Source organism: Frankia alni ACN14a (assembly GCF_000058485.1).
Lineage (GTDB): Bacteria > Actinomycetota > Actinomycetes > Frankiales > Frankiaceae > Frankia > Frankia alni.
This window is the reverse complement of the sequence record NC_008278.1, coordinates 526,872-553,578: the sequence shown is the minus strand read 5'-3', so window position 1 is coordinate 553,578 and position 26,707 is coordinate 526,872. Positions and strand designations below refer to the sequence as shown.

22 protein-coding genes, 1 tRNA gene, 2 pseudogenes and 1 CRISPR repeat array are annotated in these 26,707 nt (G+C 70.7%); of the genes and pseudogenes, 12 read left to right on the top strand and 13 right to left on the bottom strand.

Annotation, left to right across the window (positions count from 1 at the left end; translation table 11 throughout):
- Positions 1 to 530 precede the first annotated feature (530 nt).
- Genes FRAAL_RS30165 through FRAAL_RS02105 form a run of 5 tightly spaced genes read left to right on the top strand, consistent with a single transcriptional unit; the run spans position 531 to position 5,468 of the window.
- Entirely contained in the window at positions 531 to 2,774 is a 2,244-nt protein-coding gene (locus FRAAL_RS30165) for an ATP-binding protein (RefSeq protein ID WP_011601740.1), read from the top strand.
- 28 nt (positions 2,775 to 2,802) lie between these two features.
- Complete coding sequence (locus FRAAL_RS02120; RefSeq protein ID WP_011601739.1) at positions 2,803 to 3,222, top strand: roadblock/LC7 domain-containing protein; 420 nt, start codon at positions 2,803 to 2,805, stop codon at positions 3,220 to 3,222.
- Positions 3,219 to 3,578: a DUF742 domain-containing protein gene (locus FRAAL_RS02115; RefSeq protein WP_011601738.1), complete on the top strand. Its 360-nt coding sequence runs from the start codon at positions 3,219 to 3,221 to the stop codon at positions 3,576 to 3,578. The genes FRAAL_RS02120 and FRAAL_RS02115 overlap by 4 nt, the downstream gene beginning before the upstream one ends.
- Positions 3,559 to 4,185, top strand: a complete 627-nt coding sequence (locus tag FRAAL_RS02110) for a GTP-binding protein (protein WP_041938703.1) — start codon at positions 3,559 to 3,561, stop codon at positions 4,183 to 4,185. The genes FRAAL_RS02115 and FRAAL_RS02110 overlap by 20 nt, the downstream gene beginning before the upstream one ends.
- Entirely contained in the window at positions 4,182 to 5,468 is a 1,287-nt protein-coding gene (locus FRAAL_RS02105) for a cytochrome P450 (protein WP_011601736.1), read from the top strand. The genes FRAAL_RS02110 and FRAAL_RS02105 overlap by 4 nt, the downstream gene beginning before the upstream one ends.
- A gap of 66 nt (positions 5,469 to 5,534) precedes the next feature.
- Here FRAAL_RS02105 and FRAAL_RS02100 read toward each other — a convergent pair whose 3' ends face one another.
- A complete protein-coding gene (locus FRAAL_RS02100) occupies positions 5,535 to 6,383 on the bottom strand; it encodes an alpha/beta hydrolase (protein ID WP_011601735.1) in 849 nt (282 codons plus the stop codon).
- Positions 6,384 to 6,601: 218 nt separating this feature from the next.
- Between FRAAL_RS02100 and FRAAL_RS02095 the strand changes: the two genes are divergently transcribed.
- A tRNA-Lys gene (locus tag FRAAL_RS02095) sits at positions 6,602 to 6,674 on the top strand.
- Positions 6,675 to 6,716: 42 nt separating this feature from the next.
- Here FRAAL_RS02095 and FRAAL_RS34480 read toward each other — a convergent pair.
- Positions 6,717 to 7,682 carry a site-specific integrase gene (locus FRAAL_RS34480; RefSeq protein ID WP_231861462.1) on the bottom strand — a complete coding sequence of 322 codons (966 nt, stop codon included), beginning with the start codon at positions 7,680 to 7,682 and terminating at the stop codon, positions 6,717 to 6,719.
- On the bottom strand, positions 7,577 to 8,296 hold the full coding sequence (locus FRAAL_RS31190; RefSeq protein ID WP_157891962.1) for a tyrosine-type recombinase/integrase: 720 nt from the start codon (positions 8,294 to 8,296) through the stop codon (positions 7,577 to 7,579). The genes FRAAL_RS34480 and FRAAL_RS31190 overlap by 106 nt, the downstream gene beginning before the upstream one ends.
- A 375-nt stretch (positions 8,297 to 8,671) precedes the next feature.
- Here FRAAL_RS31190 and FRAAL_RS02085 point away from each other — a divergent pair, with 375 nt between their 5' ends.
- The 3 genes and pseudogenes from FRAAL_RS02085 (at position 8,672) to FRAAL_RS35695 (ending at position 11,531) form a co-directional block, all read left to right on the top strand.
- On the top strand, positions 8,672 to 9,760 hold the full coding sequence (locus FRAAL_RS02085) for an NsdA family TPR-like regulatory protein (protein ID WP_157891961.1): 1,089 nt from the start codon (positions 8,672 to 8,674) through the stop codon (positions 9,758 to 9,760).
- Positions 9,757 to 10,308, top strand: coding sequence for a GNAT family N-acetyltransferase (locus FRAAL_RS02080; RefSeq protein WP_011601731.1), 552 nt, complete (start codon positions 9,757 to 9,759; stop codon positions 10,306 to 10,308). Before FRAAL_RS02085 ends, FRAAL_RS02080 begins: the two co-directional genes overlap by 4 nt.
- 155 nt (positions 10,309 to 10,463) lie before the next feature.
- Positions 10,464 to 11,531 (top strand): annotated as a pseudogene (locus tag FRAAL_RS35695) (integrase core domain-containing protein).
- A gap of 25 nt (positions 11,532 to 11,556) precedes the next feature.
- Here FRAAL_RS35695 and FRAAL_RS31180 read toward each other — a convergent pair.
- The 3 genes and pseudogenes from FRAAL_RS31180 to FRAAL_RS02060 all read right to left on the bottom strand — a co-directional run.
- Positions 11,557 to 12,036: pseudogene (locus FRAAL_RS31180) on the bottom strand (transposase); the annotation flags it as partial.
- Between the two features lie 26 nt (positions 12,037 to 12,062).
- Positions 12,063 to 15,701 carry a tetratricopeptide repeat protein gene (locus tag FRAAL_RS02065; protein ID WP_011601727.1) on the bottom strand — a complete coding sequence of 1,213 codons (3,639 nt, stop codon included), beginning with the start codon at positions 15,699 to 15,701 and terminating at the stop codon, positions 12,063 to 12,065.
- Positions 15,702 to 15,706: 5 nt separating this feature from the next.
- Positions 15,707 to 16,138, bottom strand: a complete 432-nt coding sequence (locus FRAAL_RS02060) for a chromosome partitioning protein (RefSeq protein ID WP_231861461.1) — start codon at positions 16,136 to 16,138, stop codon at positions 15,707 to 15,709.
- A 241-nt stretch (positions 16,139 to 16,379) separates the two neighbouring features.
- Here FRAAL_RS02060 and FRAAL_RS02055 point away from each other — a divergent pair, with 241 nt between their 5' ends.
- Positions 16,380 to 16,838, top strand: coding sequence for a hypothetical protein (locus tag FRAAL_RS02055; protein WP_157891960.1), 459 nt, complete (start codon positions 16,380 to 16,382; stop codon positions 16,836 to 16,838).
- Positions 16,763 to 17,008, top strand: a complete 246-nt coding sequence (locus FRAAL_RS30150) for a hypothetical protein (protein WP_011601724.1) — start codon at positions 16,763 to 16,765, stop codon at positions 17,006 to 17,008. Before FRAAL_RS02055 ends, FRAAL_RS30150 begins: the two co-directional genes overlap by 76 nt.
- Positions 17,009 to 17,251: 243 nt before the next feature.
- On the opposite strand, the gene fxsT is transcribed toward FRAAL_RS30150, so the two are convergent.
- The 4 genes from fxsT to FRAAL_RS32675 form a co-directional block, all read right to left on the bottom strand.
- Positions 17,252 to 19,753: an FxSxx-COOH system tetratricopeptide repeat protein gene (gene fxsT / locus FRAAL_RS02050; RefSeq protein ID WP_157891959.1), complete on the bottom strand. Its 2,502-nt coding sequence runs from the start codon at positions 19,751 to 19,753 to the stop codon at positions 17,252 to 17,254.
- Between the two features lie 273 nt (positions 19,754 to 20,026).
- Positions 20,027 to 20,500 (bottom strand): hypothetical protein, encoded by a 474-nt coding sequence (locus tag FRAAL_RS02045; RefSeq protein WP_011601721.1) that lies wholly within the window; start codon positions 20,498 to 20,500, stop codon positions 20,027 to 20,029.
- Positions 20,497 to 21,009 carry a helix-turn-helix domain-containing protein gene (locus tag FRAAL_RS35960; RefSeq protein WP_157891958.1) on the bottom strand — a complete coding sequence of 171 codons (513 nt, stop codon included), beginning with the start codon at positions 21,007 to 21,009 and terminating at the stop codon, positions 20,497 to 20,499. Before FRAAL_RS35960 ends, FRAAL_RS02045 begins: the two co-directional genes overlap by 4 nt.
- A gap of 4 nt (positions 21,010 to 21,013) precedes the next feature.
- Complete coding sequence (locus tag FRAAL_RS32675; RefSeq protein WP_011601719.1) at positions 21,014 to 21,310, bottom strand: hypothetical protein; 297 nt, start codon at positions 21,308 to 21,310, stop codon at positions 21,014 to 21,016.
- 144 nt (positions 21,311 to 21,454) lie between these two features.
- Here FRAAL_RS32675 and FRAAL_RS02030 point away from each other — a divergent pair, with 144 nt between their 5' ends.
- Positions 21,455 to 23,008 carry an ISL3 family transposase gene (locus FRAAL_RS02030; protein WP_231861460.1) on the top strand — a complete coding sequence of 518 codons (1,554 nt, stop codon included), beginning with the start codon at positions 21,455 to 21,457 and terminating at the stop codon, positions 23,006 to 23,008.
- 95 nt (positions 23,009 to 23,103) lie between these two features.
- A CRISPR array of direct repeats spans positions 23,104 to 24,656; the repeat unit is 28 nt; unit sequence GGACGATCCCCGCGCGGGCGGGGACGAC.
- 18 nt (positions 24,657 to 24,674) lie between these two features.
- Here FRAAL_RS02030 and cas2e read toward each other — a convergent pair.
- From cas2e to cas6e, 3 genes are read right to left on the bottom strand one after another with little or no spacing between them, the layout of a single operon-like run.
- The gene (gene cas2e, locus FRAAL_RS02025) at positions 24,675 to 24,953 is read right to left on the bottom strand and encodes a type I-E CRISPR-associated endoribonuclease Cas2e (protein ID WP_041938699.1); all 279 of its coding nucleotides are present in this window, start codon (positions 24,951 to 24,953) and stop codon (positions 24,675 to 24,677) included.
- Entirely contained in the window at positions 24,953 to 25,945 is a 993-nt protein-coding gene (cas1e, locus tag FRAAL_RS02020) for a type I-E CRISPR-associated endonuclease Cas1e (RefSeq protein ID WP_011601714.1), read from the bottom strand. Before cas1e ends, cas2e begins: the two co-directional genes overlap by 1 nt.
- 1 nt (position 25,946) lies before the next feature.
- Entirely contained in the window at positions 25,947 to 26,705 is a 759-nt protein-coding gene (gene cas6e / locus FRAAL_RS02015; protein WP_041938697.1) for a type I-E CRISPR-associated protein Cas6/Cse3/CasE, read from the bottom strand.
- Positions 26,706 to 26,707: the final 2 nt, after the last annotated feature.

Sequence of the window (26,707 nt, the reverse complement as noted above, 5' to 3'; positions counted from 1 at the left end):
CATCGTCCAGATGTGTGCAAACCACCACTAAGGCGGACGGGCAAACGGGGCATTCAGGACGGCGCTCGGGAATCTAGGCCGTTCGCGCATAGGCGGGACCGCCGCCTCTTGCGGAACCGTTCCCTTGTCCCCGGATGGTTCCGGGCAGCCTCGGGGACCATTCGGGGACAACAGTGCCCCATCTCTGCCACTAGGGGTCGATCGTCCCGCTCAATGCTGGTTGCTGGCCGTCTGCGAGCCGTGAATGCGTGCCTAGGCTGTCCGACATCGCCGCCGACCCGGGCCGGCCGCCGCCGGTGGCCTGGGCACATGGTTGACCGGCCGGATCGGCAACGTCCTACCGGCCGGATCGCGGGACCGGCGGGACCGGCGACACAGGCGAGACCGGGGGGTCGAAACCGTGGCAGTCACGAATCTGGGCTTACGCACGTCCCACCAGGCCGAACGCGCCCACGGCCGACGGCGCGCCCTCGGCGGCCACCCGGACCGTCCCCGCGTGCTCGCCACCAGCCGCTGACGAGGACCGCCTCATGCCGACACATGCCTCGCCCACCCGCCGTGGCCCCCGCACCCCGACCGACCAGACGCCCGTCGTCCTGCTGATCGCCGTGCTGGCCGTCGTCGGCGCGGCCGCGTGGGCGAACGCCGCCACCGCCGGCCCGGACCGACCGCCGGTGATCGTGTCGGCGGTGGTGGCCACCGCGGTCGTGCTGCTCACCGTCGCGCTCGCGCTCGGCCGCGGTCGGGCGGTCCGTCGGTTACGCAGCCAGGTCACCGACCTGGAGAACCGGCTCGCCGGCGCGCAGTCCCAGGTCCAGACGCAGAACGTCCGCGCCGCCCAGCTCGCCGACCAGATCCTGCCCGCGGTCGTGAAACGGCTGCGTGACGGTGCCTCGCCCGAGGCCGCGCTGGCCGAGATCGTGGAGATCGGCGAGATCGGCGCCGCCGGCACCGCCTACCCGGGCCTCGCCCGCGGAACCGACCCTGCCGTCGGGACGGTCATCGGCCAGGAGGCGGGCGTCATCGGCCGCGGGGACGCCGCCGCAAGCCCGGAGATCGGCGACGGGGACCGCGAGGCACGCGAGACCCACCGACGCATCCTGCGGACGCTGGCGACGGAGATCGGCCGCGGCGAGCGGATGCGCGCCGCGGCGATGTCCGCCTGCGCCAACGCCGCCGGCCGGGTGCAGGCCCTGGCGACGAGCATGCTCGCGGACCTGCGCGAGATGGAGGAGCGCCACGACGAGGAGGTCTTCGGCGACCTGCTCCGCCTGGACCACGCGACCGCGCAGGCGGGCCGGCTGGCGGACAGCATCGCGGTACTGACCGGCGCCCGTACCGGGCGGCGATGGACCAAGCCGATCGTGATGGAGAGCATCCTGCGCGGCGCGGTCGGCCGGATCAGTGCCTACCAGCGGGTCCGTCTGCACTCGACGAGCACGGTCGCGGTCGCCGGCTACGCCGCGGAGGGCGTCATGCACGCTCTCGCCGAGCTGATGGACAACGCGACCAGCTTCTCGCCTCCGTCCGAGGAGGTGCACGTCTACGTGGAGGAGGTCCAGGCCGGCATCGTCGTGACGATCGAGGACGGTGGCCTCGTCATGGGACCCGCCGCGCTGCGCCGTGCCGAGGCCGCCGTCTCGGCGGAGCCGCTGGATCTGACCACGCTGTCCGGCACCCGCCTGGGCCTGGCCGTCGTCGGCGTGCTTGCCCGCAAGCACGGTCTGATGGTGTCGTTCCGGCCGTCCTCGCGCGGCGGTACCGGCGTCGTGGTGATGATCCCCCGCCGGCTCATCACCCAGCCGCGGCCGAACCCCACCGCGGCCGGGCTGCCGGTGGGCGAGATCGTCGGCGCGGCCGCGGCCGCCCCGGGCGCGGCGGCGCGCGCGGACGCGGCCGGCGCGGCGCCTCGGGGCACGAGCAGCAGGCTGGAGCGCCCCACCTCGGTCGAACCCAGCCTCGACGGCGCCAGCTTCGACGGCGCCAGCTTCGACGGCACGAGCTTCAACGGCACCAGGTCGACGGGAACCGGGTCGACGGGAACCGGGTTGGCGGGAACCGGGTTGGCGGGAAGCGGCCTGGCGGGAAGCGGCCTGGCGGACGGCGCCGCGGCGGGGCGACCCGCCGCACCCGGCACACCCGTTCTGGGCAGCCCGACGGGGCCGGTCGCGCGCGCCGATGTTCCCGGCGAGCCGGCCGCGCCCGTGCCACCGGCGCCCCGCGAGGTGCTGCCGAAACGGCGTCGCGGGGAGACCATGGCGAACGCGGTGGGCCGGGTGCCGGTTCCGCCGGCGCCGACGCGCGCCTCCCCGCCCGCCGACGCCGGCGCCCGCTTCGGCGCCTTCCGCCGCGCGACCCGCGGCGAGCGGACCGACGCGGTCGCCTCGAACACCTCCAGCGCGCCCGACCGGCCCGGCGTGGGTCGCCCGCCATCGCCGCCGCCTCCGCTGCCTCCGTCACGTACCGGACCGACCGCGTTGCCGGGACCGACCGTGCCACCGGGACCGACCGTGCCACCGAGACCGACCGTGCCACCGAGACCGACCGTGCCACCGGGACCGACCGTGCCACCGAGACCGGTGGAACCGCACCCCGCCTCCGGGGGCAGCGCCGGCGGCCCGGACGAGAGCACCTGGTTCCAGACGCGGGGCGGGACCGACGCCGACGGGCCCACTCCAGGCGGGTCCACGTTCGACGGGCTCACCCCGGACGGGACCAGGTTCGACGGACCCACCCCCGGCGGCCTCCCCACCTGGCGCAACGGCAACTCCTGATCGCTCCTACGCACGGCCGGAGACAAGCATGAACACGAGAACCCGTGACCTCGACTGGCTGCTGGAAAACCTGTTGGAGCGGACTCCGGGAACCCGACACGCCCTGGTGCTCTCCAAGGACGGGCTCAAGCTCTGCCGCAGTTCCGGTCTCAGCGTGGATTCCGCGGACCAGCTCGCCGCCATCGCCTCCGGTATCCAGAGCCTCTCGCATGGCGCGTCGATCGAGTTCGGGGACGGCAGCGGGGGCGTGCGGCAGTCGATGACCGAGTTCCACGGCGGCCTGCTGTTCATCATCGAGGCCGGCCAGGGCGCCCATCTCGCCGTCGTGGCGACCGATGACGCCGACGCCGGCGTCATCGGGCACAACATGAACGAGCTGGTCGAGCAGATCGGCGACTACCTCAGTGCCCCGCCGCGCGAGGCCGCCCCCGGGTTCGCGGCCTCGTGATCCGCGAGGCCATCGACGGGGAGAACCCCGACCGGCTCTACACCGTCACCGGCGGGCGCAGCCGCGCCGACGAGAACGCCTTCGACCTCGTCACGCTGATCGTCAGCGAGAGCGACCCGGCGCCGGGCATGCAGTCCGAGCACGCCGCGATCCTGCGGATGTGCCGGTCGCCGGTCGCCGTCGTGGAGCTCGCCGCCGAGCTGAAGCTGCCGGTGAGCGTGGTGAAGATCCTGCTCTGCGACCTGCTGGACACCGGCCGGATCGCGGCGCGCCATCCCTCGGCCTCCGTCGTCAGGACGCCGTTGCCCCATCCCGAGATCCTGAAGCAGGTGCTCGTTGGACTCAAGAAGCTCTGAGCCCGCCGTCCGGGCGTTACCCCGTTCCCGCGCCCCGCTGGCGAGCACGGTCGACGACGCGCTGAAGATCGTGATCGTCGGCGGGTTCGGTGTCGGCAAGACCACGATGGTCCGCGCGGTCAGCGAGATCCGCCCGCTGAGCACCGAGGAGACGATGACCGGTGCCGGCATCGGCATCGACGACACGGGCGGCGTGCGGGAGAAGACCACGACCACCGTGGCCTTCGACTTCGGCCGGATCAGCCTCAACGAGCGGATGGTGCTCTACCTGTTCGGCGCCCCTGGGCAGGAGCGGTTCTGGTTCCTGTGGGACCGGCTGTTCGCAGGGACGCTCGGCGCAGTCGTCCTGGTCGACACCCGTCGGGTGGCGGACTCCTGGTACGCGATCGACCGGCTGGAGCACCACGGGATGCCGTTCATCGTCGCGCGGAACAACTTCGGCGAGCCGGCGCACACGCTGCCGCAGCTGCGCGAGGCGCTGTCGCTGTCCGACGACGTCCCGCTCGTCGACTGCGACGCCCGGCACCGCGCGTCGAGCAAGTCGGTCCTGATCGCACTGGTCAACCACCTGTACGCCCTGTCCACCGCCCAGGAGATCTCGCCGTGACACCTCCGTCCCACGACCGCGTCGACACCTGGGCGCCGGCGCCGGCCGCCCCCGAGCTCGCGGCTCCGGCGCCGGGCTTCCCCGACCACCCGGGCGCGGTCCGGTTGTACGGCCCGCGCTTCCAGCACAACCCGGCGCAGATGTACCGGGAGATGCGCCGCGTCCACGGCCCCGTCGCGCCGATCCTGCTCGACGGCGACATCCCCGCCTGGCTGGTCCTCGGCTATCGGGAGTTGCACTACGTGACGAGCAACCCGGAGCTGTACGGTCGCGACCCGCGCCGCTGGAACGCCTGGGACCGCGTCCCGCCGGACTGGCCGCTGCTGCCCGTCGTCGGCTACCAGCCGTACACGATGCACCTGGAGGGCGCCGAGTTCGAGCGCCGCTCCGCGATCATGAACGACGTGCTCGGTGACGTGGACCTGTTCGAGCTGCGGGCGCTGTGCGAGCGGACCTGCGACGAGCTGATCGACGGTTTCGCCGGACGCGGCGAGGCGGACCTCATCACCGAGTACGCCCAGTCGATGCCGATGCTGCTGATCGGACGCATGATCGGCATTCCCGAGGCCGGCCTGCCGGAGCTGCTCGCGTCGATGAACGCGGCCACCGACGGCTCCGGCCCGGAGGCGGTCGCCGGCCACTCCCGGTTCGTCGCCATCATCAACGCGCTGCTGGCCGACCGGCGGGCCCGCCCGCGGCCGGACCTCCCGTCCGCGATGCTCGGCCACCCCGGGAAGCTGACCGACGAGGAGGCGTCGTGGGACCTGTTGCTGATCGTCGGGATCGGCCAGCAGCCGATCACCGACTGGATCGGCAACACGCTGCGGCTGATGCTCACCGACAGCCGGTTCGCCGTGACCCTTTCCGGGGGCCGGCGCAGCGTCGGGCAGGCGCTCAACGAGGTGCTGTGGGAGGACACGCCGCTGCAGAACATGTCCGGCCGCTGGGCGGTCCGCAGCACCCAGCTCGCCGGCCAGCACATCCAGGCCGGTGACATGCTCGTGCTGAGCTGCGCGGCGGCGAACGGCGACCCGCAGGTGCGGCCGGACTCCTTCGAGGGCCCCGGCGGCAACCACGCCCACATGTCGTTCGGCCACGGCGAGCACCGCTGCCCGTATCCCGCGCAGGAGATCGCCGAGACGATCGTGCGGGGCGCCGTCGAGGTGCTGCTCGACCGGCTGCCCGACGCCGTGCTCGCCGTCTCCCCCGACGCGCTGGTCTGGCGTCCGTCACCGTGGATGCGCGGCCTGTCCGCCCTGCCGGTGCACTTCTCGCCGTCCTGAGCAGCCGAGCCGCCCGGCCGCTGGCCTGCCGAGACGGCCGCCTGCCGAGACGGTGAGCTGCCGAGCTCAGACCTCGCCGGAGCGGGGGGCCAGCGCCCAGGCGAGGGCGAGGTCGGCCACCTCTTCCCAGCCGGGCACGCTGGCCGTCAGGTGCGGACGACCCGGGAACTCGTGGTACGCCGTGATCGCTCCCGACCTGCGCTGGCGGGTGTACGTCTCCCGGCTGACCGACGCCGGGACGGTGTGGTCGGCGCCGTTGCCGAGGACCAGCAGCGGCGCCCGGTCGGCCTTGGTGAAGTCGACCTTGCTCACCGCCTTCGGGTTGACGTTCGCGAACGCGGCCTGCCACAGCGGCCGGCCCGGAGTGGGCACCTGCAGCCGCGCGTACAGCTCATCCGACTCGGCCCGGCTGACCGTGTTCGCGAACGCGTAGAACCACTGGTCCGCGGTCAGCCCGACCAGCCGGCCGCGGGTCGCCGGCTTCGTCAGCACCGGGGCCGACGAGCGCAGCGTGGCCAGCGGCAGCCGCAGCACGCCCTTCACCGGCGCCGGCGAGATCGCCACCCCGGCCGCCCCGAGGCCGCGGTCGAGCAGGAGCTGGACGATCAGCCCACCGAACGAGTGCCCGACGAGGATCGGCGCCTCCGGCAGCGCCGCGACGATCTTCGCGTAGCTGTCCGTCACCTCGGTCACGCCGATGTGGTTGTCGGCGGTCGGCTCGCCCCGCAACGCCTCGAGGTCACGGTCCATCCCCGGCCACTCCGGCGCGAGACCGGTGTGCCCCAGGGCGGCGAACCGGTCGATCCACGGCTGCCAGCTCGCCGACGACAGCCACAGACCGTGGATGAAGACGATCGTGTGCCCCGCACTCACGGCGCTCGGTTCCGACTCGGCGGCCGGGCTGATCTCGCTCACGTGGGCTCCTCGACACTCGCGGATGCTCGGCCCCCGGCCCGCCCCGGTAGCGTGACGCGTCCGGAAACCGGGAGGAGAGGTCGGAGATCGCCATCATCGACGGAAGCGACAGTCCGGCGCACTGTGACCCGTGCCACAGGACGACCGTCCGTCGACTCGCGCCCCCCACGCCCGGAGGCTCCGACGACCACGCCCCATCCGGGTAGGATCGCCCCGCGGGGCCGTTAGCTCAATTGGCAGAGCAGCCGGCTTTTAACCGGCGAGTTCAGGGTTCGAGTCCCTGACGGCCCACCCCGCGGCAGGCGTGTTAGCTGCATGGTTTGCATTTCCTACTTACTCGTTTCGCGTGCGCTGATCGCTGTGGGTGGATTGTGGGTGAGATGGCCGTCTCACCCGCCGCGGAACCGCGTTCGCGACCGTCTCCGCCGCCGCCTGACCCGTCGACCGCAACAGGTGCGCGTACAGCCGAGCGGTGATCGCCGGGGAGCTGTGACCAAGCCTCTTACTCAGCAGCGTGAGATCTCCGCCCTCGGAGAGATGGATGCTCGCCGAGCTGTGCCGGAGGTCGTGCAGCCGCTTGAGGGACAGCAGATCCTCGCCGAGCTCGACGCCGGCCTCCAAGTCGAAAGGCAGCGCCTCGGCGAGGTGCAGCACCGCGCTGGAGCCGCGACGCCGGGTGCAGCCGATCACCTCCACCTGTCCGCACGGCACCCGATCCCGGTAAACCGTCCATATGCCTTCTGGCGCCCGGTACCGCTTGCCGACCGTCGGCGTCTTTGCGCCCCGCTCGGCCGAGCGCACGAGTTGGCAGCACAGCCCCACCCGTCGGGCAATCACCTGCATGTGGCTCGTGACGTATGCCGGCGAGAGGTGCCTCCCGTCGAGGCGGGTGAAGATCAGCCCGGTGAGCTGTACCAATTCCCCGCGCTGGTTAGGCAGGGTGCCGTTGTTCCATGCCGGTCCGACCGCGTCGCGCTCGGCGTCCCGCTCGAGCTGGCGTGCCGTGATTGATTCGAGCATCATCGGATCTATATCGAGTGGCCGCTTTCCCGACTTCGTCTTGGGTGGCCACACGCCTAGGCGGCCCTGCGACTCGACGATCTGGCGGCAGATCGTCAGCCTCGACGCCTCCGCGTCAACGTCCGTGTCGGCCAGCCCGCAGGCTTCCCCTCGACGTACCCCGTGAATGGCGATCAGCTCGTACAGGGCGGCCAGGCGGTCGTCAGCGGCCTCGTCCAGGAATCGGCCGACCTCCTCGGGCTCCCACGGTTCAACCTCCTCCTCGTCTTGTTCAGGCATCTCCACACCCAAAGCCGGATTCCGTCAATCAACCGTTCTACCACCGCGTCGTTGAGCGCGGCTCGCAGCGTTGCGAAGATCTCGAGAATCGTTTTCGGAGCGAGCGGCCGAGACTTCCTTATCGCACCGTTGCCCCCTTTCACGGGAGCGGATCCCTCGACCTCAAGCCGTGCGATCATCTGATGAATATGACTTTTCCGGAGCCCCTTGAGGGGCAGTTCCCCGAGCATGGGGCATAGATAGAGGCGGATGTTGCTCTCATAGCCACCGCGACTCGTGGGGCGTAGTCGCCGCTTTCCCGCGAGCCACGTGTTCAAGTACTGACCGACGGTCAACTGGCCGACGTGTTGCCGCCCAGAACGGATCTTGACAACTTCCTTCTCGGCGTCCGCCCGTGCGTCCTCTTCGGCCGGGTATCCGGAGCCCCGAATCTCCCCTCTGCCGACCAGCGGCCGCAGATCTTCGGGAACCTGGATTCGATACGTCCACCTACCATGATCTTTTCTCTTGAGCTTCGGGCAGCGTTTCCCAAGCTGCTTGCCGTCCGCATCACGGCAGCCGCACCGCCTCTCCGTTTTAATTTTCATTTTCTCAGAAAAGCCCTTCGTTTTCAATTCTTGAGTCTGACGATCGATCTCGCCTCTACGGAAAGGACCCGGAACCCCTGGCATCACACCGCAAATAAAACTTCACCCAAATATCCGGAAAGTCCATGAAATCTCTCGGTCGAGAGCATGAAAAAGGACTAGGTGAGAGCGGAATGCGCGGCCGCCCCGCACACATGCAATGGTCGACGTAACGAGGAAACGACCATCAAAACAATTCAGGCTCCATGGACACCCCGTGTCAAGCGCCTTCACCAGAGATCTCGTCGATGGAGAGGTGCCGACGGATGAGGGAGGTGGGAACTTTGTATCGGCTACCGATCTGGAAAATCTTCACGGGGAATTTCCCGGTTTTCGCGAGCCGGTAGCTTTGGGTGCGGCCGCATGGTCGAGGCGACCGCCGCCGCAGTGCAGCTTCCGGGAAGTCGACGACTTGCCGCTCTGGGGGTAACAGTAGAAGACGACGGAGGGGAGGATCTGACGGACAGACGGCAGTTCATGGAAGCCATGGCAGCGGCCGGGACCAGCGCCGCAGTCCTTTACCGCAGGCTGGCGGTGGCGCACCCTGATCAGCTCACCGTGGAAGAGATGGAAGCGGACCTCGACGGTATCGCCGCGACCTACATGGCCACCCCGCACAGCGTGATGTTCCCCCGCATCCTCGCGGGCTGGAGGCAGGCGGAGGAGTTCCTGGAGGGCCGGGGAGGTCTGAAGGTTCGGCGCCAGGTGACCTCTTTTGCCGGGAGGTATGGGTTCTACCTGGCCCGGCTTGCGTTGAATACCGGTGATGACGAGACCGCGCGTCGGTTCGGGATGCTCGCGTTCCAGCACGGCGACGACGCCGATGACGCGCTGCTCACCGGCACCGTCGCCGGCCTACGATCGTCGCTGGCGTACTTCGCCGGCACGTTCCAGACCGCCGCCGAGATCGCTGCTGCGGCACGGCCCACCGCCGATCCCTACGCCCGCGCCCGGCTCGCCGCGTTCGAGGCCCGCGCCTGGGCGGCCCTCGGGGACGAGACCCGCACGCGTCACGCCCTCGACGCGATGGCCGATGATCTGTTCACCGTGCCGCAGTTCGGGGAGCCCCCCTTTGACGACGAGGCCGTCGCGGGCTTCACGGCGGTCGCGCTCAGCCGCCTCGGGGAAGGCACGGAGGCGGAGCCCCATGCCCGCCGATCGATCACGATCCTCGAGGAGCAGGGCATTCGCCGCCCCGAGGACTACGGCGGAAGCCTCGCGGCCCTGGCCACCGCGCTGCTGAACCGACCGAAGCCAGACCCCGAGGAGGCGGCGCGGATCATGGGCCGCACTCTGGACCTCCTGGCGAGCTACCCGACCCGGACGGTGTTGCACCGAGCCCACGAAGTCGCCGCCCAGCTTGATCCCTACGCCACCCTGCCCGTCGTCGCCGACGTCCGGGAACGCCTGCACCACGTCCGTCCGCTCCTGGCCCTGCCCGCCGCCCGATGAGCCAGCTCCACTTCGGCGAGCCCACCGCCATCGTCGTACCCACCGTGATCACCGAACGGCTGCTCTTACGCTGCTGGCAGGCCCGCGACGTCGAACCGTACGCGGCGGTCGCTGCCGATCCCGAAATGGGCCGGTACACCGGCAGTCCTCGCAGCGAAGCGGCCGTGTGGGACATGGAAGCCGCGCTGACCGGACACTGGCACCTGCGCGGTTTCGGCATGTGGGCCCTCGAAGACCGGACCACCGGAGAGTTCATCGGCCGTGCCGGACTGTACGAGGAGCCCGGCTGGCCCGGCATCGAAGCCGCTTGGACAATTCGCCACGACCGATGGGGCCAGGGCCTCGCCACAGAAGCCGGACGGGCCGTTCTGATTTTTGCATTCACGCACGTTAAGGCCGATCAGATCATCTCCCTGATCAATCCGCAGAACGCGGCATCGATCCGAGTCGCGACCAAACTTGGATTCCACGACGCAGGCACACAGTTCCGCGACGACGCGATCTACACGATCACGCACACCACGTGGGCCAATCACCTGTCGCGATGACCGGGCCAGCCACCGCAAGTCTGTACGAATAGTCGACAAAGGACGGGTCGGGAGCGTCCTATGCCGCTCCCGACCCTGTGGGGTGCCAGAAGTCGGCCTGGGCCTGTGACCTGCGGGGATGCGGCCGTGCGGGGCCGGCGGCATGATGGTCAGCTATGTCCATCCGCCTGCTCTATCTGATCTTCGTTCGGGTGTGCGGCTGGCTGGTTCTCCTCGGTCGTTCGTCGGCGTCGAAGGACATCGAGCTGCTCGTGTTGCGGCACGAGGTCGCGGTGCTGCGCCGTACCCAGCCCAAGCCGCGGTGGGACTGGGCAGACCGGGCGGTCCTCGCCGCACTCGTTCGGCTTCTCCCCACAACGCTGCGAGCCCACCGGCTGATCACCCCTGGGACCATTCTGCGGTGGCACCGCCGTCTGATCACACGGAAATGGACCCATCCGCAGCGGATGGGACGACCTCCGGTCAGCGCGGAGATCGCCGCACTGATCGAGCAGTTCGCGACCGAGAACGCGACGTGAGGCTACCAGCGGATCCAGGACGAGCTCCTCAAGCTCGGCCACCGGGTGAGCGCCTCCACGATCCGCCGGGTCCTGAAGTCCCTGGGTCTTCCACCCGCGCCCAGGCGGCAGACCGACACAACGTGGCGGCAGTTCCTACGTACCCAGGCCTCGACCATGCTGGCCGTCGACTTCTTCCACGTGGATTGCGCGGTGACGTTGCGGCGTCTGTACTGCTTCATCGTCCTGGAGGTCGGCACCCGCACCGTCCACATCGTTGGGGTCACCGTCCACCCCGACGGACCGTGGACCACCCAACAGATCCGGAACCTTCTCATGGACCTCGGTGACCGCGCGGCAGACTTCCAGTTCCTGGTCCGCGACCGCGCAGGGCAGTTCACCGCATCGTTCGACGCGGTCCTCACCGACGCCGGCATCACCGCTGTGAAGATCCCGCCCCGGACTCCCCGGGCGAACGCCTACGCGGAACGGTTCGTCCGCACGGTCCGGAACGAGGCCACCGACCGGATACTGATCTTCGGTGAACGGCATCTGCGTACCGTCCTGGCCGAGTACGCGGCCCACTACAACGGACGGCGACCCCACCGCGGCCGCGACCTTCAACCACCCCGGCCCGACCACCCCATCGCCGACCTGACCCAGGAACGGATCAAACGTCGGCCCGTCCTCGGCGGCCTGATCAACGAATACGAACGAGCCGCCTAAAACCCCAGGCCACCACCGGTGGCCGAGTTCTGGCACCCCACAAGACCCCGTAGACCTCCCGCAGGTGCGCCTCGATATCGCGGGTCGTCATGCCCCGCGAGTACAACGACAGGATCGTGTCGTCGAGATTCCCGATCCGCCGCGCCCGTTTCGGCACGATCGTCGGTTCGAACGACCCGTTCCGGTCACGGGGTACCTCGATCTCGACCGGACCGTTCCGCGTCGACACCGTCTTCGTGGACCTCCCGTTCCGGGAGTTTCCCGTGCCCTGACCGGCCGGATCACCCACCTCGTAGCCGAGATGGTCCGTCATCTCGACCTGCAAGGCCCGCTCGAGGACAGCTTTCGTCATCTGGTTCAACAGGCCATCGACACCGTCGATCGGTGTTCCGGTCGCTTTCGCGTCCTTCAACAACGTGTCGATCGCCTCCGGCGCGAAAGCCTCGGTGATCCTCTTCGCTGCCGCTTCGTCTTTTGTCCGAAGCGTCGTACCCCAAACCGACATGATCCGGTGACAGTCGCACCATCGGATCAGGCGTCGGCCTGCCACGCCCGCAACGCGTCTGCCGCCGCCACGGTGTCCGGGTGCTCGTCGCCGAGCAGCTGCTCCCGATCGGCGACCACCCGCTCCAGGATGCTGATCGCCTCGGCGGTCCGCCCCGCCTGCCCGTAGGAGGCGGCGAGGTTGGCGCGGGCGGTCAGCGTGTCCGGGTGCTCGTCGCCGAGCAGCCGCGCACAGTCGGCGACCACCCGCTCGAAGATGCTGATCGCCTCGGCGATCCGCCCCGCCAGCCGGTAGGAGGCGGCGAGGTTGTTGCGGGCGGTCAGCGTGGTCGGATGCTCCGCGCCGAGCAGCCGCGCGGCGTCGGCGGCCACCCGCTCCCCGAGGCTGATCGCCTCGGCGGTCCGCCCCGCCTGCCCGTAGGAGGCGGCGAGGTTGGCGCGGGCGGTCAGCGTGGCCGGGTGCTCGTCGCCGAGCAGCCGCTCCCGATCGGCGATTACCCGCTCCTCGATGCTGATCGCCTCGACGGTCCGCCCCGCCAGCCGGTAGGAGGCGGCAAGGTCGGCGCGGGCGCGCAGCGTGGTCGGATGCTCCGCGCCGAACAGCCGCGCACAGTCGGCGACCACCCGCTCCCCGAGGCTGATCGCCTCGACGGTCCGCCCCGCCTGCCGGTAGGAGGCGGCGAGGGTGGCGCGGGCGGTCAGCGTGGCCGGGTGCTCGTCGCCGAACAGCCGCGCGGAGTCGGCGATTACCCGCTCCTCGATGCTGATCGCCTCGACGGTCCGCCCCACCTGCCCGTAGGAGACGGCAAGGGTGGCGCGGGCTCTCAGCGTGTCCGGATGCTCCGCGCCGAGCAGCCGCGCACAGTCGGCGACCAGCCGCTCGAAGATGTTGATCGCCTCGGCGGTCCGCCCCGCCTGCCCGTAGGAGACGGCAAGGGTGACGCGGGCGGTCAGCGTGTCCGGGTGCTCGTCGCCGAGCAGCCGCTCGGAGTCGGCGACCACCCGCTCCTTGATGTTGATCGCCTCGTCGGTCCGCCCCGCCTGCCGGTAGGAGGCGGCGAGGTTGGCGCGGGCGGTCAGCGTGTTCGGGTGCTCGTCGCCGAGCAGCCGCTCGGCGTCGGCGACCACCCGCTCCCCGAGGCTGATCGCCTCGACGATCCACCCCACCTGCCCGTAGGAGAAGGCGAGGGTGGCGCGGGCGGTCAGCGTGGTCGGATGCTCCCCGCCGAGCAGCCGCACACAGTCGGCGACCAGCCGCTCGAAGATGTTGATCCCCTCGGCGGTCCACCCCCCCTGCCGGTAGGAGCCGGCGAGGGTGACGCGGGCGGTCAGCGTGGACGGGTGCTCGTCGCCGAGCAGCCGCACACAGTCGGCGACCACCCGCTCCTCGATGCTGATCGCCTCGTCGGTCCGCCCCCCCTGCCCGTAGGAGAAGGCGAGGTTGACGCGGGCGGTCAGCGTGTCCGGGTGCTCGTCGCCGAGCAGCCGCACACAGTCGGCGACCACCCGCTCGAAGATGCTGATCGCCTCGGCGGTCCGCCCCGCCTGCAGGTAGGAGACGGCGAGGTTGGCGCGGGCGGTCAGCGTGTTCGGGTGCTCGTCGCCGAGCAGCCGCTCGGCGTCGGCGACCACCCGCTCCCCGAGGCTGATCGCCTCGACGATCCGCCCCACCTGCCCGTAGGAGAAGGCGAGGTTGCCACGGGCGCGCAGCGTGTCCGGATGCTCCCCGCTGAGCAGCCGCTCCCGATCGGCGACCAGCCGCTCCTCGATGCTGATCGCCTCGACGATCCGCCCCGCCTGCCGGTAGGACAAGGCGAGGTTGCCACGGGCGGCCAGCGTGGCCGGATGCTCATCGCCGAGCAGCCGCACATAGTCGGCGACCACCCGCTCCCCGAGGCTGATCGCCTCGACGATCCGTCCCCCCTGCCCGCAGAAGAAGGCGAGGTTGCCGCGGGCGGCCAGCGTGTCCGGATGCTCCCCGCCGAGCAGCCGCACACAGTCGGCGACCACCCGCTCCCCGAGGCTGATCGCCTCGACGGTCCGCCCCCCCTGCCCGTAGGAGAAGGCGAGGTTGACGCGGGCGGTCAGCGTGGTCGGGTGCTCGTCGCCGAGCAGCCGGGCGGCCTGGTCGGCGATCTGCTGCCGGTAGGCGACGGCAGGGGCGTACAGGCCGGCGTTCACCAGACTGTCGCCGGCCCGGAACAGCAGCCGATGCCCGTCGGGCTGCCAGAGCAGGTCCCCGGCGACGGCGGCCAGGGTGGTGGTGTTGGCACGCAGCGCGGCGGCAAGGTCGGGGGTGGTGTGGTCGCCGTCCGGCCACAGCGCCAGCAGCCCGTCAGCCGCGGCGCGGACCGGCGCCGCCGGGGCGATGGTGGTCTCCCGGGCGGCGCGGGCGGTCAGCGCGTGGACCCGCACGGCGCGCACATCGTCGGTGGAGGTGTGGGTAAGCAGGCCGTAGCGGTGCAGCAGCCGCAGGGTCTTGCGTGCCTGGTCGGCGGTGACCGGCCGGTCGGCGGTGACCGACCGGCCGGCGGTGGCGGTGCGGTGCGCGGTCAGGTAGCCGAGGACGGCGGGGGTGGCCCACAACGTGTCGGGATGACCATCCGGGTCACAGACCGAGGCCACCGCCAACGCGGGCCGGGCCAGCCCGGGTGGATCGGCAGCATCGGCGGCGTCGAGGGCAAGCAGGAGGGTGACGGCCACCGGCCGGCCGTAGCCGTCCGGGTCGGCGCTGGCGGGCATCACCTCGTCCAGCCGCTCCTCGCCGGCGGTGTACCGGGCCAGGTAGGCCGCGCACCCCTCCTCCTGCGCGATCATGTAGGCGGCGGCGTGGGACAACGCCAACGGCAAATGCCCCACCGCCACACCCAGCCCGGCCACACCCGCATCGAGCAGATGGGCCTTGCCTTCGCCGGTGAGCCGGCCGGTCAGATACGCCGCCGACTCGGCCGGGGTGTACACGTCGACCTCGACGGTCCGCCGCCCCGCACTCGCCAGAGTGACATCACGCAGCCGGGTGGTCGCCACCGTCCATCCCGACGGCCGGTGCGGCGGCCACCAGCCGGTGAGACCAGCCGGATCGGTGATGTCATCGAGGACCACCAGCCAGCTGCGGTCGGTGGTGTGCAACCACTCCAACAGCGCCTGCGCGTCCGCGGTCGGGTCAGCGCCAACAGCGCCGGGGACACCGACGCGCACCGCGGCCCGGGCATAGGTGGTGATCACCTGCTCCGCGCTACCGGCAGCCACCCACACCACCAGCTCCGTACCCCGCTCGACTGCCTGATGGGCGAACCACGCCGCCAGCTGGGACTTCCCCACCCCGCCGCCACCCGCCAGGACCCGCGTACCCGCACCCCTGCCGCGGCCGCCCTGGGCCAGGACCACGTCCTCACCCCGGCGATGCGCCGCCACAATCTGATCCTGTAGGCCCTGGCGGGGCTGGAACGCCGACGCCAACGTCGGAGGCTGCCCCACCAGCGCCGGCCACGCCACCACCCGCCGGCCCGGAAAGTAGTTGTGCTGAACGTTGCGGTCGCCCTGCTGGATCGCGGCAGGCCCGACAACAACATTGTTCTTCTCCGGCCAGTCAGGCAGCGATCCGGACTGCCCGAACTGGTCGGGATCGGGATCGGGATCGGGGTCGGGGGCTGGCAGGCCGGTCACGGGGGTCAGCCGGTGAAGGTGTTGGTCTGCCGGTTGTGATCACCCTGCTGGATCGCAGTCGGCCCGGTGAACAGATTCCCGACCAGGCTGTGCCCACCACCACTGGTGGTGGCGGCGCGTACCTGCTCGACGGCCTGGGCGAGCGCCGCGGCGAAAGCAGGATCATGGTCGGTGGCGTCTTCCAACGCCAGCGCCAGACGCTGCCGGGTCCGCACCGACACCTCTCCCGTGTCCTGGGTTTCCTCCTCGACACGGGCCAGGACCGGATCGTTCTCCCCCAACACCCCACTGACCAGATCATGAACCCGGTCCATGCCGGCATCGACCAGCCGGTCGGTTTCAGTGTCGATCCCACCGTCGACCCGGTCGCCGACCCGGCGGGCCTTACGCAGCGCCCACGCGGCCAGCACCCCGACCGCGATCTCAATCCCCGTCATCCACGCCCCTCCGAGCCCGGCGCCATGCGCACCAGCACAGGCACGCTGCGCATCATCTTCCACCCCGGGGGGCATGGACCAGCACAGCCCGGACATCCCCCCGACCCCACCGCGGCCGACCATCCACCGGCAATCCCCCCTGCAGTAACGGACGTGAGACAGCCGCTGCCAGGCTGGTTAGCTGGACTCCGGCCGTCCCGGACCTCCACGGACGGGATGTCGAAACGCAGGGAGCGTGCCCGTGACCACCACCACCGCACCCGAACCGGCCGCGAAGGCCCCGGGCCGGCCACGGCTCACCGCCCCCCAGGCCGCCGCCGCCCGCCAGCTCGTCGACTTCGCCACCGCCCTGCCCGTCAGCCCCGACGCCCGCCTGCTCGCGTTGACCCTCGCCGTCCGGGCCGTCCGCGACGGGCAGGCAAACCTGACCAGCATGGACCTACGCCGCTACCCCGACCCCCACGGTGTACTCGGCGAGTTGGCCACCGGCGGCTGGATCGTCGGCGACGACCTGGGGCGGATCGTCGACGCCGACCCGGCCGAGGCCTTTCGCCTCCAAGCCGCCGGGTTCGCCGGGCTGGTCGACCCGCCGATGGGCACCCTGATGCGCAGCCGCGTCTCCGGGTGGATCACCCGCACCCTCGCCGCGAAACCCTTGAAAAAGCCGACGCCACCAGCCGGCTCGCCGCCCTCACCCTGATCCTCCACGCCCACCCCACCACCGGCACCGGCCAGCTCCCCGACCTGGACGAGCAGACCCTCACCACCCTCACCCCGACATGGATCAGCCTGCTCGACGACGGCAGCTACCAGCTCACCGAGGCGGCCGCCGACCATCTCCCCATCTACCAGCCCACCCCACCTGCCTGACCCCCGCCGCTGACCGCTGCTCGTAGGCGGCGGCCCGGGGCTCGGGCACGACGTAGGCCAGCGGGCCGGTCGCGTGCTGAGACGAGAGGGTGCGGCCGGCGCGGGCGTTGCCGCGGGAACCGCAGAACTCGGTGTCCTCGCTCGCACGGCGGCGGGGAAGCCGGCCCGAGCACGCTGTCCACCCACATCCCCGAACTCGGACGCCAGCCGACAGGCGAACAGCCCGCGAGGGCCACCAGCGACTCAGCCCTCAACCGGAGGATCAGCGGGCAGCTCGGCCAGTACCCGGGCCGTCAGCTGCGTGGAGGGATGCCCCTCACCCAGCACCCGGCCGAGCCGGGCCGCCGTGTCCACCAGCAGCACCCGCGCCTGCCCCACCCGACCCGCGTCGGCCAGATACACCGCCAGGTTGTGCGCCGAATCCAACGTGTCCGGATGATCCACCCCCAGCATCCGGCGCCGGCCCTCCACCACCACACGGCCAAGATCACAGGCGGCGGGCAGCTCCCCCGTATCCGCCAACCGCACCGCCAGGCTGTGCGCGGAGGTCAGGGTGTGGGGGTGGTCGTCGCCGAGGACCCGCCGGCGGCGGGTCAGGGGGTCCTCGTCCAACACCCGCGCCCCCCGCACGTCCCCGAGCGCGGCCAGCGTGGCGGCGAGGTTGCCCGCGGAGGTCAGGGTGTCGGGGTGGTCGTCACCGAGAACCCGACGCCGGCGGGTCAGGGGGTCCTCGTCCAACACCCGCGCCCCCCGCACATCGCCAAGATCGGCCAGCCGGATGGCGAGGTTGCCCGCGGAGATCAGGGTGTTGGGGTGGTCGTCGCCGAGAATCCGACGCCGGCGGGCCAGAGTGTCCTCGTCCAACACCCGCGCCCCCTCATGGTCACCGAGGGCGCCGAGGGTGATGGCGAGGGTGTAGGCGGTGGTGAGGGTGGCGGGGTGGTCGGGGCCGCACTGGTCGCGGGTGTCCTGGTGCAGGCGGGTGGCCAGGGTGTGGGCGGCGGGGTAGTCACCGTGGGCGTACAGGTGGAAGCAGAATCCGTCGGCGTGGTGGCGGAGCTGGTGGGGGTCGGTGGGGCCGGTGAGGCGGGCGTGGGCGTGGAGGAGGTGCGGGCCGAGGGCCGCCCACACCGGCCAGGACCCCGGATCCTCCGCGCTCAAGGGGTCGAGGGTGGCGTCCAGGAGGCGGCCGGTGGTGTCGGTGAGGGTCTGGTGGCGGTCGGCGGTCAGCTGTCCGGCGATGACCGTCTGGACGAGGCGGTGCACGACGAGGGTGTCACCGAGGCGGCGGGCCAGGGAGTAGTCCCCGGCGGCGGCGAGGGTGTCGTCGAGGTCGACGGTGGGATCGGCGCCGGCGGTGACGGCGGCCAGGGGTGGGTCGAGTAGGTGGGCGTGGTCGGTGAGCAGGGTCAGGGGGATCGGTTCGGGGGCGAGCAGGGCGCACAGTTCGAGTAGTGCCACCGCGGCCGGTGTTTCGTCGCGCAGCCGGTCCAGGGAGATCGACCAGCAGGTGTCGACCCGCCCGGCATACAGCAGGTCATCGCCCTTACCGAGGAACGTCTGGCGGCGGGCGCGGAAACGGTGCAGGTAGACGGCCGGGTCGAGGCGGGTGTGGGTGAGGTAGGCGGCGGCCTGGGCCAGGGCCAGCGGTAGATCCCCCAGCTCCTCTGCCAGCTGGTCGGCGATGGTCGGGTTGAGGTCGGGCAGGCGGCGGGTCAGCAGGGCGACCGACTCGCCGCGGGGGAACAGGTCGACGTCGACGGTGGCGGCGAGCGGGTCCCAGCCGGGATGACGCGACGTGATCAGAATGTGGCCGGGTCCAGCGGGCAGCCAACGGCGCAGGGCGGCGGGATTGTCGGCGTTGTCGAACACCAGCAGCCAGCCCGCCCGCCGTCCCAGCGCGGCCAGCACCGCCGCGGCGACCTCCGGGACCGGCCCGCCTGTCGGCAGGCCCAGTGGCCGGGCGAGGGCGGCGATTTTCTCGGCGAGCAGGGTGGTCTGTTCGGCGTCGACCCACCACACCAGGCTGTAGTCCGCGGCATGCCGCCAGGCGTACTCGACGGCCAGCTGGGTCTTACCGACCCCACCCATCCCGTACAGGGCGCTCACCGCCACCGGACCGCCACCCAGCCCGGTACGGACCTGCTCGAGCTGCGCAGCCCGGCCGGTAAAAAGCCGATTGCGACCCGGCACATTCCACGCCGCGGGTAGCCGCCCCGGGAACACCGGCTCCACCCCCGACGCCGACCTGGCCGGCCGGACAGGTCCGCCAGGGAACAGCGGCTCGGCTGTCGGCTTCCCGCGCTCGCCGCGGACCGCGGCGACCAGCCGGCTGGCTGCGGCCGTGCGGTCGACGCCGAACAGGTCGACGCTGACCGTCTGAGCGAGCAGCCCCGGCCGGTCACAGTCCTCCACCCGGAACACCAGCAGCTTCCGATCCCGACCGGAGGGGTCCGTGGCCCAGGCGGCCTGCCACTCCGCTTCCGCGAACGCCGAGGACACATACGCCGCCGAGAGCACCGCCACCGTCCGCGCCGCGGTCTGGGCGGCCTGGTGCATCTCGGTGACGAAATGCGCCCCGGCGCCGAAGTCCCACGCCTGGATCCGGACCGTGTAGCCGGCGGCCTCCAACTGCCAGGCCACCCACTCCGCCCACCCCTGATCCACCCCCGTGTACGAGACGAAAAAGTCGACCGCTGCCGGCGAACCGGCCGTGTCGCCCGCTACCGGGTCCCCCGTGCCCATAGATGAACAGCCTGCCACCACGGTCATAAAACGTCACGCCGCCGCCGCGCGGCCGACCGGCCCGGCCAGCTGACGCCGGTTTGTAACCGACCAGCGGGCGCCAGACATCGGTCCGCGCCGGGTAGCGCGTCCTTGATGAACCGGTGGAGGAGGACCGGCGTAGCCTCTCGCCCCCGCGTTGCTCGCCGCTGCCGCTGGCGTAGTTGTCTTGGCGGTGACGGGCGGGCCAAGTCAACGGGCGGTCACCTCGCTGCAGGCCGTCCGCGGAGTTCACTATTCTTCCGGGACATCGACATCCAAATCTATATCTCCGCTTTGGCTTGGAATATCCACGGCTATGGGTCCGAGTGCTATACCAGGGATTCCGAGGCGCGCGGCAAGGGATTGGATTCCTTCTCGCAGGTAAGGGAAGGATGCGCGGAGGACGTGCAGCTCCCCTTCCTGGTCGATGCTGAAAGCAGCCCGATTGAAGTCGGCCGGGAATGCGTATCGTACGAGTATCGTGAGCCCGATGTCGGCTACCGAGGACTGGTCGTCACCGCGGATGGCGCATTGGCAGGTGACGGTGACGTCGAGGCCGGCGGCTTCCAAGGAGGCGTTGGTGTTGAGTTCAATGTCGATCAAGGCTGGTGGTGCCTCGGTGTGCCGGGTGGCGTGGCAGCTCTGGGTACTGATGTCGTAGAGCTCTGCCGACTGAAGAATTTGCGCTCGGTGGGGGGTGGTGTCCACGATGGTGTCGGCGTTCACCCGCGCTGTTGACCGGGATCCAAGGCGCTCTGGCTGCTTTCGAGGCCTAATACCGACGTGAACGCCGCCCTTATGGGTCTGATGTCTTCCCGGATCGACCAGTTTCCCGTGCCGGCCAGCGGGACCGGTGTGAGGGCTGCGGCCACATTGTCGATGCGAGGCTGGGACTGGCCGCGGCGGTGGGTGTTATCCGCGGGGCCCGTATCGCCGGTGCCAGCTGGCCGAGATTCCCTGTTCTCGACTGTGGCGCGTCGATGCTCTCCGTCTTCGTACAACTGGACGCCGAGCTCGAAGCCCAGAGCGTGAAGATACTGGGCTACGGTCGATATCCGCACGTTGCCGTCGCCTTTGAAGACCTGGTTGACGGCGGACCGGCGGACCCCGAGACGTCGAGCGAGGTCCGCCTGGTTAATTCCGGAGGCTCGCAAAGCAGCATGAAGGCAACGCAGTATCTCATGTCTTATGCGAGCATCGGCCAAGTCGCGGGGCCCGTCCGGTAGTTCCTCCACCCGCTCATAAAAAGTCTTCACGAGTCGCGAACTTGCCCACCTTGATTTCGCGCAGACCGTCAGCAAGATCGTTGAGTTCTCGGGGGACCGGGAGGCTGCCGCGTCTTGCGTACTCCTCGAGGCGCACCGCGATGTCGGCGAGTTGGAGACGGCCGGCGGGCTTCTTCTCGAGCGCGCGGAAAAACTCCTCGACAGGTGGGACCTGATCGGGTACCTGTGCCGCTTCGATCATGCGCGCCGGCCCCCGTTCGTAGACGATTCGTCTGCAGTCCGGGCAACTCTGCCTGTCCAGTTCAGTCATGACTGGGATCTGTCCCTGATCTTGTGATCGGACTGACCCCGGGGCAGCGCGCTGGCCACGATCGACCTTCTGTGATCATGTGTCGGGTGCCTCTCTGACCTTGGGGTTCTCCTTCCGCATCTGGCGGGTCTCGTTGTCGATCGGGTGGACCGGTCTGGTGATCGGCTGCGGTTGCGGGCTCGTGTTCGAGGAGCTGCTGGTGGGTGCCCTGGGTGTGGGGTGGTCTCGGAGCGGGTCCACGGGCGGTATCGCCGCCGGCTGGTCGATGCAGCGATCGCGGGTGCTCAGGTGGAGATCGATCTGCTGGTTCGACGGTTCCGCTGCCTGACAGCGGACTGTGGGCGGGTGACGTTCACGGAGCAGGTCGTGGGTCTGACGAGTCCGCGTGCCCGGTTCACCCCGCTCGCCGACCGGATGATCGAGGCGATCGGGTTGGCGTTGGCGGGCAGAGCCGGAGCGCGCCTCGCCGACAGGATGGGGCTTCCCGCTGGTCGCAACACGCTGCTACGCCGAGTCCGGGCCCTGTCCGACCCGCAGATCGGGGTGGTGACGGTCCTCGGGGTGGATGACTTCGCGCTGCGCCGGGGTCGGGTCTACGGAACGGTCCTGATCGATCTCGACCGCCACCGGCCGGTGGACCTGCTCCCCGACCGGGAAGCCGGAACGTTCGCCGGCTGGCTGGGCGAGCATCCCGGCACACAGGTGATCTGCCGGGACCGCGCCGGTGCCTACGCCGACGGCGCTCGCACCGGCGCCCCGGACGCGGTGCAGGTAGCGGACCGCTTCCACCTGTGGAGCAACCTCGCCGGATACGTCGAGACGACGGTCGCCCGGCACCGTTCCTGCCTGGCACAACCACCGGCCACCGAAGGTGAGATCGCGGACGAACCGCAGGCGGACCTGGACAGCGCGGTGGCCGCGGCACGGGACGCGCAGTTCGAGCAGCGGGCGTTCGTGCGGCACGCCCGCGAGCGGTACACGGCCATCCAGGAACTGAAAGCCGCGGGCGTGGGCATCAAACCGATCGCCGCCCGACTCGGCCTGGCCCGCGGAACGGTCCGCAAGTACTACCGCGCGACCAGCGTCGAGGACGTCCTGGCCAAGACCCGCGACGGCCGTGGTTCGATCCTGCGGCCTTGGGAGCTCTACCTCACCGAGCGGGTCAACGCCGGGATCACCAACGGCAGCCAGCTGTTCAGGGAGATCCGCGGCCAGGGCTATTCGGGGAGCAAGGCCGTGGTCCTGGCCTACCTGCGCCCGCTGCGTGCCAGCGGCGCCAACGCCGCGCCCGCGGCACGACCGGCACCGAAGGTCCGCACCGTCACCCGGTGGATCCTCACCCACCCCGAGCACCTCAATGAGCAGGAGACCCTGGCGCTGAAGACGATCCTCACCCGCTGCCAGGACCTCCAGAAAACCGCCGGTCATGTCACCGCGTTCGCGCAGATGCTCACCGGTCGTCACGGCGACCGGCTCAACGACTGGATCGCCGCCGTCGACGCCGACGACCTGCCCGAACTGCACCGCTTCACCCGCGGCCTCCTGCGTGACCACGACGCGGTCCTCAACGGGCTGACCCTGCCGCACAGCTCCGGACAGGTCGAGGGAGCCGTGAACCGCATCAAAATGATCGAACGGCAGATGTACGGCAGGGCGAACTTCGACCTGCTCCGCAAACGAGTGCTCCTCGCGACCTGACAGCGCCCGGGTCCACTTCGATCACAAGATCAGGGACAGATCCAGATCCAGTTTTCAGGAGTCGCCGACAGCTCCTGGATCGCACCCCAGAGTCCGGACGATCCCCGCGCGGGCGGGGACGACTCGGGGACGACGGGTTCGTGACCGGTCGGCAGGGGACGATCCCCGCGCGGGCGGGGACGACCCACCAGCACCCCACCACCGTATCGAACACACGGGACGATCCCCGCGCGGGCGGGGACGACCCCGGCGTGCACCCGCACTCCGGCGAGTTGGCGGGACGATCCCCGCGCGGGCGGGGACGACGCCGGAAAATCCGTCCTCGGCCTGACCTGCGGCGGACGATCCCCGCGCGGGCGGGGACGACGCGTGGTGTGAACAATCCGGGTGAGCCGGCGGAGGACGATCCCCGCGCGGGCGGGGACGACGGGCGCCCCAGCGGACTCCTGCCCGCGTGGGCCGGACGATCCCCGCGCGGGCGGGGACGACAGTCCCTCAGGGCGGGCTCGTCGTCGGACGTCGGGACGATCCCCGCGCGGGCGGGGACGACCGGGCAAAATTTTCGATCACATCGGCTAAGGAGGGACGATCCCCGCGCGGGCGGGGACGACTATTTCGGCGGCCCCCGTCGTATTGAGCAGCACGGACGATCCCCGCGCGGGCGGGGACGACAGTCACTGAACATCCTCCGATATCTCAGTCGCAGGACGATCCCCGCGCGGGCGGGGACGACGGTTCTACCGCGATCTCCCGCTTCCGGCCGTGAGGACGATCCCCGCGCGGGCGGGGACGACCAACGAACACCCCACCGCGGACTCGCGCGTTCAGGACGATCCCCGCGCGGGCGGGGACGACGCCTCCGTCAGCTTCGTCTCGGCGTTCAAAATCGGACGATCCCCGCGCGGGCGGGGACGACCGGATGGGCCGCGCCATGGGCATGTTGGTCGAGGGACGATCCCCGCGCGGGCGGGGACGACTGGCCGCCGCCGGTGCCGGGTGAAGTGACCGTCGGACGATCCCCGCGCGGGCGGGGACGACCGCCGAGACGAGCATGGCGCCGGTTTGGAGGGCGGACGATCCCCGCGCGGGCGGGGACGACTGGTCGCCTCACGCGTCGCGCCTGGTCGGCGGGGGACGATCCCCGCGCGGGCGGGGACGACCACAACGGCGACGTGAAGATCGCCTACGAGACGGGACGATCCCCGCGCGGGCGGGGACGACCGCTCCCCCAGCTCGGCCAGCGCCGCGGCCAGGGGACGATCCCCGCGCGGGCGGGGACGACCACCCCGACACGGAAATCAAGCTGGCGATGGGCGGACGATCCCCGCGCGGGCGGGGACGACCTCACCGCGGCGGAGATCGTGCACGTCGTTAGCGGACGATCCCCGCGCGGGCGGGGACGACGAGCTCCAGGACCGCGGGGTCGACGACCTGTGGGGACGATCCCCGCGCGGGCGGGGACGACTACCTGGACCGGCTGCGCGCCGCCGGGATGCGCGGACGATCCCCGCGCGGGCGGGGACGACGCCACCGGCTGGATCAAGGGTGCGTGGGATGGTGGACGATCCCCGCGCGGGCGGGGACGACGCTCACCATCCACGTCTACCTCACGGAGGCACGGGACGATCCCCGCGCGGGCGGGGACGACCCTTGCTGATCTGGGGGTTTATCGGTGAGGGCGGGCGAAAAGGATTAGTCCGTCGTAGTCGATGGGGTAGCCGCGGTCGCGGCCGGCGGTGCGGACGGCCCAACCCTGTTCGTTGTCGGCCGGTTCGATCATGACGGCTTGGCCCTCGCCGATGCGTTGGGCCAGGAGGGTCCACACGCGGTCTCGGACGCGGGCGCTGGGGTTGCCGACGAACACCCCGGCGGCGATCTCGATCATCCAGCGGGTGAGATGGCCGCGGAGCCCTTCGGAGGCCGCAATAAGCACGACGACGGTCATCAGGGGTCGGTCTGGCCGTCGACGTCGGGTCCGACGATGCCGAGGCTGATGGCGTCGTCCCATCCGTTGGCGTAGTCGGCGGCCCAGTTGACGCCTCCGGGGACCTGGCCGTCGAGTTCGTCCCACAGGTGCAGGGCGTCCTGATCACCGGTCTCGGCCTGTTCGCCGTCGAGAAGCAGGTCCTTGAGGTCGCGGACGATCCGTCCCATGAGATGACCGTCGGCGACCTTGTCGCGGAAGGCGGTGCGGATGTCGCGTTCCTCGACGGTTCCGGCCGCGGCCAGATCGAAGGCGAGCGGAATGGTGTATTCCGCCTTGTAGAGGTCCGCGATGTCCAGAACAAAGGAGATCGCGGACCCGGTGTGAACGAAACCGAGTGCCGGGCTGGCGCCGATGCCGATGATGGCTGCGTGGCAGATGCCGTAGAGGCAGCTGTGCCCCGCGGAGAGCAGGCGGTTGATGTCGTCGCCGTCGGCGAAGGGGTCGCCGTGGGTGTAGACCCGGCGGTTCCAGGAGACGCCGGTCCGTTCTGCGTGAGCCCGGTAGACCTTCTTGATTCGGGCGCCCTCCCGGCCGCGGAGCTGCTGCATGGTGGCGGTGCTGACGTCGTCGTCGGGGAAGCGCATGCCGTACATGCGGCGAGCGACGGCTAGTCGGTGCTGGGTGCGGGTGACGAGGTAGGCCTGCCGCATGAGCAGTCCGGAGCCGCGGCTGGGGCCGAGGCCTCCCGCGTACATCCGCACGCCGCGGTCGCCGACCCAGCACACGGCCGTGCCGGAGTCGGCGAGCAGGCGGACGGCGGCGTGGGTGACCCGGGTACCAGGGCCGATGAGCAGGGTGGCGACGAAGGCTGCGGGGACGCGTACGGTGCGTTCACGGTTGATCAGAACGACGGCGTTGTCGTCCCGGTCGATGTGGCATTTCTCGACGTACAGGCTGGAGACCCGGTCCTCGATGCGGTGGAGGTCGAGGGGATCCGATGACCACCACATGTCAGCCACCCTCCGAGGGCGGCGTGGTGACAGGCGCGAGCGGGGCGAGGGTGAGCAGGCCGCAGCCGTAGGCCTTGGCCGCGCCGACACCGCTCAGGAGGGCGCGACGGGCCAGGTCGGGGTCGACGACGCGCAGCGCACCGTCGAAGGTCGCGGTGCTGAGGACGACCTGGTGGCCTTTGTTCTTCCCGCCGTTCCCGCCGTCGGGGGGTCTTTTGCGGAAGGTGAGCCGTTCGCGGGCGTTGAGCTGGACGGCGGGGCCCGTTTCGGTGGTGAGAGGGGTGAAGCCCCAGCGGTCGACGCGGTCGGTGAACCAGGCGAGTTGCTGGCCGGCGGTGCGGTGCGCGACGCGGACGCCGCGGGGGCGGGGCCCGGCGAGCCGTTCCTTCTGGGCGACGGAGGGGCTGGTGGGCTGGCGGGTCGCGGCGACGGGGTTGGCGCGAAGCCGGAAGGCGAACTCGCGGCCAGCCTGGATGCGGTCCAGCAACGGCTGGTAGTCGCGGACGAGGGCCTGGGGATCCTCGGCGTTCGGCCAGCCGGCCTGTTCGATCAGATGCTCCCAGGACGGACGCGACTCGGTGAGGATCAGGACCTCCGCACGATGCGGCCGGCCTGTTTCCAGCCGCCACAGCACCCGTTCCGTGACAGGTTGGCGGGTCAGGCCACCGAGGACAGCGGCGTGCATCCGCTCGGGGTTGCGCAGCAGGGACTGTGCGCCGGTGCGCAGCGGGTTGAGCCAGACGCGGGACAGGTAGGTCATCG

What these genes read in the sequence shown, in the direction of transcription:
- FRAAL_RS02080 (WP_011601731.1), top strand. Translation starts at nt 9,757, where the DNA reads ATGAGCCAGCTCCACTTCGGCGAGCCCACCGCCATCGTCGTACCCACC.
- FRAAL_RS34480 (WP_231861462.1), bottom strand. Translation starts at nt 7,682, where the DNA reads ATGCCTGAACAAGACGAGGAGGAGGTTGAACCGTGGGAGCCCGAGGAG.
- FRAAL_RS02085 (WP_157891961.1), top strand. Translation starts at nt 8,672, where the DNA reads ATGGTCGAGGCGACCGCCGCCGCAGTGCAGCTTCCGGGAAGTCGACGA.
- FRAAL_RS30165 (WP_011601740.1), top strand. Translation starts at nt 531, where the DNA reads ATGCCGACACATGCCTCGCCCACCCGCCGTGGCCCCCGCACCCCGACC.
- cas1e (WP_011601714.1), bottom strand. Translation starts at nt 25,945, where the DNA reads ATGTGGTGGTCATCGGATCCCCTCGACCTCCACCGCATCGAGGACCGG.
- cas6e (WP_041938697.1), bottom strand. Translation starts at nt 26,705, where the DNA reads ATGACCTACCTGTCCCGCGTCTGGCTCAACCCGCTGCGCACCGGCGCA.
- FRAAL_RS32675 (WP_011601719.1), bottom strand. Translation starts at nt 21,310, where the DNA reads ATGACTGAACTGGACAGGCAGAGTTGCCCGGACTGCAGACGAATCGTC.
- FRAAL_RS02060 (WP_231861461.1), bottom strand. Translation starts at nt 16,138, where the DNA reads ATGACGGGGATTGAGATCGCGGTCGGGGTGCTGGCCGCGTGGGCGCTG.
- FRAAL_RS02120 (WP_011601739.1), top strand. Translation starts at nt 2,803, where the DNA reads ATGAACACGAGAACCCGTGACCTCGACTGGCTGCTGGAAAACCTGTTG.
- fxsT (WP_157891959.1), bottom strand. Translation starts at nt 19,753, where the DNA reads ATGGGCACGGGGGACCCGGTAGCGGGCGACACGGCCGGTTCGCCGGCA.
- cas2e (WP_041938699.1), bottom strand. Translation starts at nt 24,953, where the DNA reads ATGACCGTCGTCGTGCTTATTGCGGCCTCCGAAGGGCTCCGCGGCCAT.